The 12,837-nt window shown below is 38.9% G+C and carries 12 protein-coding genes; 3 read left to right on the top strand and 9 right to left on the bottom strand.

All coding sequences use genetic code 11. The features are described 5' to 3' along the window. Entirely contained in the window at positions 1–2,265 is a 2,265-nt protein-coding gene (locus ABD909_RS01740) for a sensor histidine kinase NtrY-like (protein ID WP_345096248.1), read from the bottom strand. 177 nt (positions 2,266–2,442) lie between these two features. Between ABD909_RS01740 and rirA the strand changes: the two genes are divergently transcribed. From rirA to ABD909_RS01725, 3 genes are read left to right on the top strand one after another with little or no spacing between them, the layout of a single operon-like run. Further along, a complete protein-coding gene (gene rirA / locus ABD909_RS01735) occupies positions 2,443–2,889 on the top strand; it encodes an iron-responsive transcriptional regulator RirA (protein WP_345096247.1) in 447 nt (148 codons plus the stop codon). Further along, positions 2,885–4,105, top strand: a complete 1,221-nt coding sequence (locus ABD909_RS01730) for a bifunctional 2-C-methyl-D-erythritol 4-phosphate cytidylyltransferase/2-C-methyl-D-erythritol 2,4-cyclodiphosphate synthase (RefSeq protein WP_425547911.1) — start codon at positions 2,885–2,887, stop codon at positions 4,103–4,105. Before rirA ends, ABD909_RS01730 begins: the two co-directional genes overlap by 5 nt. Next, positions 4,102–4,590 (top strand): CinA family protein, encoded by a 489-nt coding sequence (locus ABD909_RS01725; protein WP_345096246.1) that lies wholly within the window; start codon positions 4,102–4,104, stop codon positions 4,588–4,590. The genes ABD909_RS01730 and ABD909_RS01725 overlap by 4 nt, the downstream gene beginning before the upstream one ends. Positions 4,591–4,688: 98 nt before the next feature. On the opposite strand, the gene ABD909_RS01720 is transcribed toward ABD909_RS01725, so the two are convergent. The 8 genes from ABD909_RS01720 to ABD909_RS01685 all read right to left on the bottom strand — a co-directional run bounded on the left by ABD909_RS01720 (position 4,689) and on the right by ABD909_RS01685 (position 12,692). Next, positions 4,689–5,150, bottom strand: a complete 462-nt coding sequence (locus ABD909_RS01720; protein ID WP_345096245.1) for a type II toxin-antitoxin system RatA family toxin — start codon at positions 5,148–5,150, stop codon at positions 4,689–4,691. Positions 5,151–5,152: 2 nt separating this feature from the next. Next, entirely contained in the window at positions 5,153–6,115 is a 963-nt protein-coding gene (gene lipA / locus ABD909_RS01715) for a lipoyl synthase (RefSeq protein WP_345096244.1), read from the bottom strand. A gap of 63 nt (positions 6,116–6,178) precedes the next feature. After that, positions 6,179–7,639, bottom strand: coding sequence for a dihydrolipoyl dehydrogenase (gene lpdA / locus ABD909_RS01710; protein ID WP_345096243.1), 1,461 nt, complete (start codon positions 7,637–7,639; stop codon positions 6,179–6,181). A 223-nt stretch (positions 7,640–7,862) separates the two neighbouring features. Then, positions 7,863–9,203 (bottom strand): pyruvate dehydrogenase complex dihydrolipoamide acetyltransferase, encoded by a 1,341-nt coding sequence (locus ABD909_RS01705; RefSeq protein WP_345096242.1) that lies wholly within the window; start codon positions 9,201–9,203, stop codon positions 7,863–7,865. 14 nt (positions 9,204–9,217) lie between these two features. Next, positions 9,218–10,591 carry a pyruvate dehydrogenase complex E1 component subunit beta gene (locus ABD909_RS01700; RefSeq protein WP_345096240.1) on the bottom strand — a complete coding sequence of 458 codons (1,374 nt, stop codon included), beginning with the start codon at positions 10,589–10,591 and terminating at the stop codon, positions 9,218–9,220. A 16-nt stretch (positions 10,592–10,607) separates the two neighbouring features. Continuing rightward, complete coding sequence (gene pdhA / locus ABD909_RS01695) at positions 10,608–11,648, bottom strand: pyruvate dehydrogenase (acetyl-transferring) E1 component subunit alpha (protein ID WP_345096239.1); 1,041 nt, start codon at positions 11,646–11,648, stop codon at positions 10,608–10,610. A gap of 134 nt (positions 11,649–11,782) precedes the next feature. Then, complete coding sequence (locus ABD909_RS01690; RefSeq protein ID WP_345096238.1) at positions 11,783–12,106, bottom strand: FtsB family cell division protein; 324 nt, start codon at positions 12,104–12,106, stop codon at positions 11,783–11,785. A gap of 178 nt (positions 12,107–12,284) precedes the next feature. Continuing rightward, a complete protein-coding gene (locus ABD909_RS01685) occupies positions 12,285–12,692 on the bottom strand; it encodes an NINE protein (protein WP_345096237.1) in 408 nt (135 codons plus the stop codon). Positions 12,693–12,837 lie beyond the last annotated feature (145 nt).

Below are 12,837 nucleotides of genomic sequence, written 5' to 3'. Positions count from 1 at the left end.
CTATTCCCCTGTTTTCCGACCTGTAGCTTGTGTAATACTACCCTGCTTAACCCCATCTGCTGGAAATATCAAACGGATCATTGCACCACGACCGCCATAAAAACTTTTCGGCGCATCATGTAACTCCATCGTACCACCATGATCTTCAATAACTTTGCGCACAATAGCTAACCCAAGCCCAGTTCCTTTTTCTCGCGTTGTTATATAAGGTTCTAATAATTTTTGCCTTTGCTCTTTAGGAAGACCTTTCCCGTTATCAATAACATCTACAATCAAACATCCTTTCTTACAATAAGAACGCACAAGAATATGACCGTGGATATTTTCTTCTCGCATGACAGAATCTATTGATTCGCTGGCATTTTTGATAACATTACAAAAAGCTTGCACAATGAGACGATTATCAAATGCACCCACAAGTGGTGTACTTCCTAAATCTTGCTCAAAATGAATATCATGGCGTGTAACTTCTATCAAGAAACATGCTTCACGCAGCAACCCACGGATATCTAAAACATTCATTTGCGGTTTTGGCATACGTGCAAAAGAAGAAAACTCATCAACCATACGACCAATATCTCCAACTTGGCGAATAATCGTATCAATACAGCGTTCAAAGACTTCTCTATCTTGTGTAATAACTTTGTTGTAGCGTTTACGAATCCGCTCAGCCGATAACTGAATAGGTGTAAGGGGATTTTTAATTTCGTGTGCAATACGGCGTGCAATATCTGCCCATGCAGATGTACGTTGTGCTGCAACAAGATCTGTAATATCATCAATGGTTAGAACCCAAGATTGCCCCTGTCCATCATCTTCTTCCATGGTAATTTGCACATTACAAACGCGTTCCTGCCCTGCCACACTTAAAGTGACCTGTTCATGGTGATTCTTCCGTTCTAGCGAACGTGCAAATTGAAAAACTTGCCAAATTTCTGCACTTAATGATAATAAACTATGTCCAATAACCTCTTCAGAACAAATATCAAACATTGTTTCCATAGACCGATTGATAATTGTAATATCGCCATCATCATCAATGCCAGCTACCCCTGCTGTTACACCAGACAAAACAGCTTCAGAAAAACGTCTTCTTTCATCAATTTGATCGCGAACTGCAATCAACTCATTACGCCGACTTTTTAATTCACTGACCATGTAATTAAATGTTTTCGATAACTGTCCAATATCCCCGTCTTTTGCTCGTACTGGTACAAAAATTTCCATATCCCCAGAAGCCACATCATCAGCAGCACTAATAAGAAGACGTATAGGACGCACCAAACGGTCAGCAACAGCAATCCCAGCCCAAATAGCTGATAAGAATAAACTAAAAAAGAGACACAGATAAAGCATACCAAATGCTATTTGTGTCAGCAGGCGATTTTCATTTAAATCACGGTAACGGTCTGTATTGACTTCTGTCAAACGCAAAGCAGATAAAACTTCTTTATCAACGTCGCGTACCAAATACAAAAATGTATTGGGAATATTGGTAAATTTTAAAATAATACCAAAATAATCATGAACACCCGGCTGAAAAGAAAAAGGCCTAGCACTCGTTGCACGCTCGATAAGATGCGAGGGAGGAATCGGCAGTTTATCCTCATCACCAAGATTGCTCGATATAAAAACTGTCCCGCTTGAGCTTAACAAAAATGCACCACGCAGATTGCGCCCTATAGCATGACGTGTCAATTGCATCCTATATTCAGCTGGATTGCGTTCTAAAAGCTTTTTGTTATCAAGTGCAAAGGCCATGGCGTAAGACAAATTTTTTAAATTTTGTAGCATTTCATCCGCATAAGCATTCGCTAAATCGATAGAAGACCCAACAATTTGCCGTGTTGTCGTATCAAACCATCGGTCGAGTCCTAAATTCAGTGCAGGCCCTGATACAAGAGCCACAGCAACAGCTGGCATTGTTGCAACAAGTGCAAACAATGAAATAAGGCGTACATGAAGACGAGAACCTGCACGCCTAGAGCGCCATGCACGAATGATAGGGATCATCTCGTAAAAAACAATAATCACAAGCCCTAAAACCCAAACACTATTAATCCCTATAAGGATCAGGGTTACAACTCTATTGGGTACAACAGGCGTTAATCCAATAAGAATGATAAACGAAATAGATGCTGTGAGCAAAGCCAACACAATAATTGTGACGCCTAAAAAAACATACACCTTACTTAAACGATACAACTCATCGTTATAAGTATTTTTATCTCCCTTTTGGAGATTCGTTACAGATATTGTATTCATGATTAGCCTACATATCTTTATCCCATTGTCTCCATATAACCTCTTGTAGCAAAAATTGACAAGATCAACACTACATTGAACATATAGCCAATCTCTCAAAAAGAGAAAGAACTTCTCTATTTTGTAAAATATCTTTAAAATAAACTGCGTTCAGTAATAGTTTACAGAGGAGATAAGATGCGGTTAACAAAACAGACAAATTATGCACTCCGAATGCTTATGTACTGTGCAGATAATCAGGAATCACTCAGTCGTATTTCAGAAATTGCAAAGGCCTATGCCGTTTCCGAGCTTTTTTTATTTAAAATCCTGCAGCCCCTTGTTGAAGCAGGTTTTATACAGACAGTACGCGGGCGAAATGGTGGTATCAAATTGGCCAAACCCGCAGCAGAAATTTCCGTCGCTGATGTTGTGAAAGTAACAGAAGATAATTTTTATATGGCAGAATGTTTTGATCCTGAAGAATCTCATTGTCCATTGATAGATTTTTGTGGCTTAAATACCGCACTTCAAAAAGCATTAAACGCTTTTTTTGATGTATTATCGGCAATATCTCTTGCTGATCTACAACGACCATCCTCTCAAAAGCAATTTAAAATTGATGACCATCAAACAATAAATTAAAAGATTAAAAAGGAGATTAAATATTTCTATTGCAGCAATTATATTAGCCGCTGGACGCGGTAAGAGAGCAAAATCTCTACAAAAAATTCCAAAACAATACCGACTTCTAGGAAAAGAACCGGTTATTTATCATACCGTGCGTTGTTTTTTACAGCATCCAGCTATTACAAAAATTGTTCTTGTTATTCATCCAGAAGACCATCAAATCTGTGAACAAGCACTCGCTGATTTTAAAGAACGCCTCATTATCATTGAGGGAGGTGAGACGCGTCAAATCTCCACCTTACATGGACTTCATGCACTTAAAAATTTTAGGCCAAAATATGTGCATATTCATGATGGTGCACGCCCCTTTATTGAAAATCAACTCTTCGAGAGAATCCATACCACTATCAACCATCAGGAAGGTGTTCTTCCCGTTCTCGCTGTCTCTGATACCCTCAAACACGTAAATAATGCGCACCACGTTTTAGAAACAATTCCACGTACTCATCTTTATAGCGCACAAACTCCACAGTGTTTTCCCTTCGAACTTATTTTAGCAGCCCATGAAAAAGCACAGCAGTTTTGCAAAGACGATTTTACCGATGATTGTGCAATTGCCGAATGGTTTGGAATTCCTATGCGCACGGTTCCTGGTGATCCTAATAACATAAAAATTACATGGCACGAGGATTTTGATACTGCACATTTATATCTTCAGAAGAAAATGCAAATATTTCCTGATATCCGTATAGGCAATGGTTATGATGTTCATTCTTTTGAAGAAGGAACATCTCTTACATTATGTGGCATAAAAATTCCTTTTCATAAAAAATTAAATGGACACTCTGATGCTGATGTCGCTCTTCATGCATTAACAGACGCTCTGCTCGCTACCCGGGGAGCAGGAGATATTGGCACACATTTTCCTCCCTCTGATCCTCAATGGAAAAATGCATCATCAGAGATTTTTCTTCGTCATGCTCTTGATATTGTTACACAAGCAGGTGGCCGTATCGCCAATGTAGATATCACCTTAATCGCCGAAGAACCAAAAATCGGTTCCTATCGTCAGATAATGGTAGAAAATCTTATGCATATTTTGAAAATTTCATCTGATCGAATCTCCATCAAAGCAACAACAAACGAAAAGCTTGGATTTATTGGTCGTGGCGAAGGCATTGCGGCTTTTGCAACAGCCAGCGTCCTTTACTCAGGAGAAATTCCCAAATGACATATTTTTGTGAAAAACAAGCACGTGAAGTCCTTACAGCTTGTCGCCAAAAAGGTTTAATTTTAGCAACTGTTGAGTCCTGTACAGGAGGACTTATTGCTGCAAATCTCACCAATATTGCAGGGTCATCCGATGTCTTCGATTGTGGATTTGTTGTTTATTCAAATGAAGCAAAATCACGCCTCGTTGGCGTGTGTGCTGAATTTATAAGGACCTATGGTGCTGTTTCAAAAGAAGTTGCTCTTGCAATGGCCGAGGGTGGACTAAAACATTCACAGGCTGAAATTGCCGTTTCTGTAACAGGAATTGCGGGACCTGGAGGAGCATGTTTTGAGAAACCTGTGGGGCTTGTGCATTTCGCCGTTGCTTATAAAAATCATAAAACTTTGCACCGAGAGATACGCTTTGGAAAGCTGGATCGTGATACCATACGTTACAAGACTGTTGAACACGCTTTGAAAATGGTCTTGAAATCTCTCCAATGAATTTTTTTATATCTGATTTCGGACTGCTTATCAACAGCAACCATAGTCCATATTGTATAACTTACAATGAGTGTTATGCAACAATGTTAATGAATAAATTAAGTTACTGGAGAGCCATAAATTTGATGCGCACGCATTTCAAAAGCATCGGTAAATTTATGAAAAGCCATATCAAACATTGATCCCATTACTAGTTTAAGCATTTTACTTTTAAATTCATAATCAATAAAAAACTCTACATCACAAGCATTAGTATTCTCAATATCATGAAATGCCCAACGATTTTCAAGATACTTAAAAGGCCCATCAATATATTTAACCTCTATCAAATTTTTCTTCGGCTGAAGAAACACTTGAGTCGTGAAAATTTCTCGGATAACCTTATAACCAACAATCATGTCAGCAAGAAGCAATGTCCTGTCTTCATATTCTTTGCGAGAACGAACTATTAAAGCCTCACACATTGGTAAAAATTCAGGATAACGTTCAATATCTGAAACCAAATCAAACATTTCATTGGCACTATGGGCAATCTGCCGATGTGTTGTAAAAGTTGGCATAATTATCTCTGTAAAGCAAATTTTTCATTACGTACCTTTCGCAAAATTGCAAAATCATCGCCGGCATGATGAGATGAACGCGTCAGAGGATTGGAAGCCATATGTAAAAAACCCTTCACTTTACCAATCTTAGCAAAAGACTCAAATTCTTCAGGAGCTACAAAACGAATAACCGGATGATGCTTTCGTGTAGGCTGCAAATATTGTCCAATTGTCATAAAGTCAACATCCGCAGAACGTAAATCATCCATTAATTGAAGAATTTCATTTCGTTCCTCCCCAAGTCCAACCATAATTCCTGATTTTGTAAATATTGTCGGATCAAGTTCTTTAACGCGTTGTAAGAGCCGAATCGAATGAAAATAACGGGCCCCTGGACGAACCTTTAAGTATTTAGAAGGAACTGTTTCTAGATTATGATTAAAAACATCAGGTTTAGCAGCAACAACAATTTCTAAAGCTCCATCCTTATGACGGAAATCAGGTGTGAGAACTTCAATTGTTGTTTTAGTCGCTTTTCGACGAATCGCATAAATAACTTTCGCAAAATGCTCAGCACCACCATCAGCGAGATCATCACGATCAACCGATGTAATAACAACATGTTTTAAATCCATCCGGGCAACAGCATCTGCCACACGTTCTGGTTCGTTTTCATCAACAGCAAGTGGAATCCCTGTTGCAACATTGCAAAATGCACAAGCCCGCGTACATATTTCACCTAAAATCATAAAACTGGCATGACGCTGGCTCCAACATTCACCAATATTGGGGCACCCTGCTTCTTCGCATACGGTTACTAATTTATGAGTGCGGACAATACCATGCGTTTCTTTATAAATCGGTGATGTTGGTGCTTTTACACGAATCCAATCCGGTTTTTTTTGAATGCTTGTATCCGGACGATGCGCCTTTTCAGGATGACGCAAACGTCTATTCGTAACTTTATCAACAACCGTAACCATTTAAACCTTTGCCTCACCAATATGGAATACTCATGAAATATAAAATTTCATACAATCCCGTCATCAAGCATTTAAAACTTGACCATAAGCATCCAATACACTTTCTTTCATCATTTCCGATAAGGTCGGATGCGGAAAGACAGTATGCATCAATTCTTCCTCGGTTGTTTCAAGATTCATCGCAATAACAAAACCTTGAATCAGCTCTGTTACCTCCGCTCCTACCATATGTGCACCAAGAAGCTGTCCTGTTTTTTTATCAAAAATCGTCTTTATTAATCCTTGATCTTCACCCAAAGCAATCGCTTTTCCATTCGCTGAAAAAGAATAACGACCAACACGTATCTCATAGCCCGCTTCCTTTGCTGCAGCTTCTGAAAGACCTACAGAAGCAACTTGCGGTGTACAATATGTGCAACCTGGAATTTTTCTTTTATCAAGTGGATGAACACTCTCTAACCCCGCAAGACGTTCAACACATATTACACCTTCTTCTTCTGCTTTATGTGCCAACATCGGTGGACCAGCGACATCACCAATAGCATAGATACCCTCTACACCCGTCCAACTCCATTCATCGGTTACAATGCACCCACGTTCAGTTTTTATGCCTAAGGATTCCAATCCTAGATTCTCAACATTACCCTGAACCCCAACAGCGGAGATCAACCGATCAGCTGTGATCGTTTCTCTTTTACCCTCCACATCAATATGTGCCATAATAGTATCAGCAGCTTTTTCAACCTTTGTTATTTTTGCTTGGCTCAGAATGCGGATACCCTTTTTCTCTAACTGTTTACGAGCAAATTTTGAAATTTCAATATCTTCAGCTGGCATAATATGTGGCATCATTTCAACAACAGTGACCTTTGCTCCCATATCATGATAAAAAGAAGCAAATTCAATGCCAATTGCCCCAGACCCTATAACCACAAGTGATTTCGGTATTTTATGGGGAACCATCGCTTCAAAATAACTCCAAATAAGTTTTCCATCTGGTTCAATGCCGGGAAGAATACGAGGACGTGCACCTGTTGCAATAATAATGTGTTTTGCTTGATAAATCCCTTCTCCTAATGTTCCTTTAGGTACTGGATTTTGCGGTTGCATAACCGGTTTGGATGATGCAGAGACAACAATTTCCGCAAACTGACTTCCTTTTGCACTCTTCGTCAGCTTTGCTTCACCCCAAATAATATTGATTTTGTTTTTTTTCATCAAAAAACCAACACCAGCATTTAAACGCGCTGAAACTGCACGCGAACGCGCTACAATATCCTTTATATTGGCCTCAATTGAACCATTAAGCTTTAAACCATAATCTTTCGCATGTTCCGCAAAATGCTTCATTTCTGCTGAACGCAAAAGTGCCTTTGTTGGAATACACCCCCAATTTAAGCAAATCCCACCCAAATGTTCACGTTCAACAACTGCAGTTTTGAAGCCACTTTGTGCCGCCCGAATTGCGGTTACATATCCGCCAGGACCCGATCCAATCACAATTACATCATAAAGATTCGCCACAGTAATCCCTCCATGGATATACATAAAACAGATATGTATTCTTTGAACTTAAGACAGAAAAATAGAATAGAATTCTTTGTATCTCTCACTCTAAGTTTTAATATAAATAGCTTTTACAAAATCAGACACAAAAAAATCTCGTCATCTAAATTCTTTAAACCTGCTTTTCTCATATTAACATACCATACCCATAAATAATTTACGTGAAATACTTTTAAACAATTCAAATAAGCATAGCTAATGGATTCTCAATCATCTTCTTAAAAGTCCGTGCAAGCTCTGCTGCTAGCGCACCATCAACCACACGATGATCAACAGAAAGTGTCATAGACATAACTGTTGCAACCACTAATGCACCATTTTTTACAATGGCACGTTGTTCACCTGCACCCACAGCAAAAATAGTTGCATGGGGAGGATTAAGAATAGCGGAAAAATTTTTTACTCCATACATACCCATATTTGATACAGCTGTTGTTCCTCCCTGGTATTCTTCCATTTTTAATTTGCGCTCACGTGCACGCTTTGCAAAATCCTTCATCTCATTAGAAATAATCGATAAAGATTTTTCCTCTGCATGGCGAACAATGGGAGTAATTAATCCATCGGGAACAGAAACAGCTACCCCAACATCACAGTGTTTATGATAAAGTATTCCACCTTCAAGCCAAGAAACATTCGCATTAGAAACAGCTTTCAACGAAAGTGCTACAGCTTTAATAACCATATCATTAACGGAAAGCTTATAAGCAGGTTTAGGGCCTTCTTGTGTCTTAACTATTGGTGCAGCAGCATTTAATTGCGTACGAAGCTCTAACAAAGCATTGAGTTCACAATCCACCGTTACATAAAAATGTGGTACTGTTTGTTTTGATTCAACCAAGCGCTTAGCTATTGTTTTACGCATATTATTATGAGGTGTGAATGTATACTCATCCTCTTTGAAGAGTTGCAATACCTGTTTATCAGACGTACCTGCTACGACCATCTGTTTATGTGATGAATCAGAAGCTGTAAAAACACCACCACTCATAGCTTTTTCCACATCACGTTTGATAATACGCCCATGAGGACCACTGCCAGAAATAAGTGATAAATTAAGCTCCATTTGTGCTGCTAATCGCCGTGCTAAGGGAGAAGCAAAAAAACGTCTACTACCCTTTTTATCTTGCTGCACTGATGAAATATAAGATATTGATGCTGTTTTAAAATCTGTTTGTTTTGAATCCTTTGATTCTGTCATTGCAAAAGAAGAAGAGGCTTTTTCTGCAGCAGAAGAAGAGGCTTTTTCTGCAGCCTTTACCGCCTCAGCTAAATCTTCACCTTCTTCTGCTAAAATGACAATTAAACTATTTACTTTAACACCTTGTGTGCCAGCAGGGACAACGATCTTAGCAACTGTTCCCTCATCAACGGCCTCTACTTCCATTGTCGCCTTATCTGTCTCAATTTCAGCAATAACATCACCAGAAGAAACTTTATCGCCTACTTTAACTTTCCATTTTGATAAATTTCCTTCTTCCATTGTTGGAGAAAGCGCTGGCATTGTAATTTTAATGGGCATAGTGCTCTCCTCCGTTATGCTCTATAAGTCACAGCCTTAACGGCTTCAACAATTTCAGCAATATTTGGCAAAGCCAACTTTTCAAGATTGGCAGCATAAGGCATCGGAACATCTTTACCAGAAATTGTAGCAACTGGAGCATCAAGATAATCAAAAGCTTGTTGCATAACACGCGTTGCTATTTCCGTTCCAACAGATGACTGAGGATACCCCTCTTCAATTGTTACCAACCGACCTGTTTTTTTAACTGAAGAAATGATTGTTGGAAGATCCATCGGACGAATAGTCCGTAAATCAATCAATTCAACATCAATACAAAGTTTTTCAATTTCGGGCAAAGCTTGAACTGCATAGTGCATACCAATCCCACATGCAACAATCGTAACATCTTGTCCAGACTTATGAATACGCGCCCGACCTATAGGTAAAACAAAATCATCTATCTGAGGAACCTCAAATTGATGACCATATAAGATCTCGTTTTCAAGAAAAATAACAGGATTATCATCACGAATAGCAGCTTTCAGCAAACCCTTTGCATCTGCAGCACTATACGGCATAACAACTTTAAGACCTGGAATATGACCATACCAAGCAGCATAACACTGAGAATGCTGCGCACCAACACGTGCAGCAGCACCATTGGGACCACGAAAAACCATAGGAGCTGTCATTTGTCCACCAGACATATAACGAGTTTTTGCTGCAGAATTGATAATTTGATCAATTGCCTGCATAGCAAAATTAAATGTCATAAATTCAACAATAGGACGCAATCCACCAAAAGCAGCACCAACAGCCAATCCCGCAAAACCATGTTCTGTGATTGGTGTATCTATAACCCGCTGTGCACCAAACTCTTCTAATAAACCTTGGCTCACTTTATAAGCACCTTGATATTGCGCAACTTCTTCCCCCATGACAAATACCATTTCATCACGCCGCATTTCTTCAGCCATCGCCTGGTTAAGCGCTTCACGCACCGTCATCGTTACCATTTGTGTCCCCGCTGGAATATCAAAATCAGGAAGAGTACTCAAAAGAGGAGGCTGTGGCAGTGATGAAGAAAAAGAAGAAGATACATTTTCAGTTTTTTGATGCGCATTTAAAGAATCGGTCGTTGATGAAATGTCCTTAACAGTTTCACCTTCCTCCAACAATACCGCAATAACAGTGTTAACCTTCACACCTTCAGAACCTTCAAGAACACAGATTTTACCAAGAATACCTTCATCAATAGCCTCTACTTCCATCACTGCTTTATCAGTCTCAATTTCAGCAATGATATCACCAGAACTCACTTCATCGCCTTCTTTCTTGAGCCATTTGGATAATTTACCTTCTTCCATCGTTGGAGAAAGCGCTGGCATCAAAATATCAATAGACATACTCGCTTCCTTCGTATCAAACTAAAATATCAGTATAGAGCTCAGAAGCATCTGGCTCTTGATCACTTTGCGCAAAATCTGCTGCATCTGCAACAATTGCACGTACCTCTTTATCAATCGATTTTAAATCATCTTCACTGGCAAAACCTTGTTGAAGAATCCGATTCTTTACTTGATCAATTGGATCGTGTTCTTCTTTTATTTTTTGAACCTCTTCTTTTGAGCGATACTTTGCTGGATCAGACATGGAGTGACCACGATAACGATAAGTCTGCATATCAAGAATAATTGGTCCCTTGCCTGAGCGCGCCCAAGAAATTGCTTCATCAGCAGCCCCTTTTACTGCGCGAACATCCATACCATCAACAACAATGCCTGGAATCTCAAAAGAAAGACCACGACGAGAAAAATCAGTCTCTGCCGATGCACGTGCCACAGACGTTCCCATAGCATACTGATTATTTTCAATAATATAAATAACAGGAAGTTTCCAAAGCGAAGCCATATTAAAACTTTCGTAAACTTGCCCCTGATTGGCAGCACCATCACCAAAATATACCAATGTCACATTGTCCTTACCAAGATACTGATTCGAAAATGCCAAACCAGAACCTATCGGAACCTGTGCTCCAACAATGCCATGTCCACCATAAAAATTCTTCTCTTTGGAAAACATATGCATCGATCCTCCTTTTCCCTTGGAAAAGCCACCTCGACGCCCCGTGAGTTCTGCCATGACACCACGCGGGCTCATACCAACCGCCAACATATGCCCATGATCACGGTAAGAGGTGATAACTTGATCACCTTCTTTCGCTGCCTGTAATGTTCCAATAACAACAGCTTCCTGTCCAATATAGAGATGACAAAATCCACCAATCAGCCCCATACCATAAAGCTGCCCCGCCTTTTCTTCAAAACGGCGTATTAAAAGCATCTCACGATAAGCATCTATTTCTTCTTGTTGTGTAAAATAAGCTATTGGCGCTTTCTTTGTGGCATTCAACAATGTCGTGTGCACCACCGATGCAGAACCTTTTTTAGATCTTTCTGCCATACTAAACTCCCTTTTATGATTGTCTAGGAATAACCTTTACGCACAAAAGTTACAAGTATTATCAATCAGCCCAAACGCTATCACCAAGCGTTGTTTTAAATATTCTTTGAAATTAAATGGGTTCTTATTCATTTTTAACATTCTTTACAAGGTGTTAGGATTGTCAGTTCATTTGGCTTGGAAAAATTCAAATTTCTTCGAACGTACTCATCTAACATATCTTTTTCAATATGCCCGCTGCGCAAAAGAGAAATGCGCTTTTCAATGGATATCCGCTCAGATTCCACTTTGTGAAGTTCCTCTTCTAATTCAACAATATGTTGATTAACTACACTGCGTGAATACAATCCATACTCACCATGATAAATGTGATAACTGAAATAACTTAAAACGCCCACCGTCATAAGTGGGAGCACAAAGCGTATTTTTATTGATTTGCGTTTCTGCTTTGTCCACATAAAATAGCACAGCCTTTACAGCATAATAATTTAAATTTTGTCAACTATGCATAATTTTGATTAATACCTCATTACCAAAAGCTTACACATGCAAACAATTTATCATTATACGCTAAGACTATACCCTAACAAAGCTATGCTATATTCCCCACTCTTATATTATAATATTTAGCAATTACTAATTTGTAACTCTATTCCCATTTTTATCAGTAAACTTTCCTGTTAAAATAAATATGAGATCAATAACGCGCCAAATCAGACTCGCCACCAACCCAATAACTGATAAAGAGAGAAGAAGCATTAAAATACCCGTTCCAACTTTACCAACCATAAAACGATGAATTCCCAATAAACCTAAAAACCAACAAACAATCGCGATAATAACTTGTGAATGTTCTGATGGTTGTTGCCCCAGAAGAGGAACAACAGATTTGATGATATCCCCTTCACACACAAAATCAACGGAATCACCAATCTTCGGTGGATTTTTTCCCAACCACTCCCAACTTGAGAATTGATAGCGCTTGCCATCATCACCGGATACAAAATAAGCACTTTGATCCTGACCAATAATTCTACCTCTCATTTTTACCACCTCTAAAATTATTATTTATAAAATTAAGTTTTTGCTTTCTTTATAAGACGATAATACGCTTAGTATGAATACAAGCCGTATTCACCATAACAAATGCAATAATTTAGATAGTTTGAAATTCCCCACCACTATAAAT

Source organism: Bartonella acomydis (assembly GCF_039543025.1).
Lineage (GTDB): Bacteria > Pseudomonadota > Alphaproteobacteria > Rhizobiales > Rhizobiaceae > Bartonella > Bartonella acomydis.
This window is presented reverse-complemented; position numbering and strand designations above follow the sequence as displayed.

What these genes read in the sequence shown, in the direction of transcription:
- ABD909_RS01740 (WP_345096248.1), bottom strand. Translation starts at nt 2,265, where the DNA reads ATGAATACAATATCTGTAACGAATCTCCAAAAGGGAGATAAAAATACT.
- rirA (WP_345096247.1), top strand. Translation starts at nt 2,443, where the DNA reads ATGCGGTTAACAAAACAGACAAATTATGCACTCCGAATGCTTATGTAC.
- ABD909_RS01725 (WP_345096246.1), top strand. Translation starts at nt 4,102, where the DNA reads ATGACATATTTTTGTGAAAAACAAGCACGTGAAGTCCTTACAGCTTGT.
- ABD909_RS01720 (WP_345096245.1), bottom strand. Translation starts at nt 5,150, where the DNA reads ATGCCAACTTTTACAACACATCGGCAGATTGCCCATAGTGCCAATGAA.
- lipA (WP_345096244.1), bottom strand. Translation starts at nt 6,115, where the DNA reads ATGGTTACGGTTGTTGATAAAGTTACGAATAGACGTTTGCGTCATCCT.
- ABD909_RS01705 (WP_345096242.1), bottom strand. Translation starts at nt 9,203, where the DNA reads ATGCCCATTAAAATTACAATGCCAGCGCTTTCTCCAACAATGGAAGAA.
- ABD909_RS01700 (WP_345096240.1), bottom strand. Translation starts at nt 10,591, where the DNA reads ATGTCTATTGATATTTTGATGCCAGCGCTTTCTCCAACGATGGAAGAA.
- pdhA (WP_345096239.1), bottom strand. Translation starts at nt 11,648, where the DNA reads ATGGCAGAAAGATCTAAAAAAGGTTCTGCATCGGTGGTGCACACGACA.
- ABD909_RS01690 (WP_345096238.1), bottom strand. Translation starts at nt 12,106, where the DNA reads ATGTGGACAAAGCAGAAACGCAAATCAATAAAAATACGCTTTGTGCTC.
- ABD909_RS01685 (WP_345096237.1), bottom strand. Translation starts at nt 12,692, where the DNA reads ATGAGAGGTAGAATTATTGGTCAGGATCAAAGTGCTTATTTTGTATCC.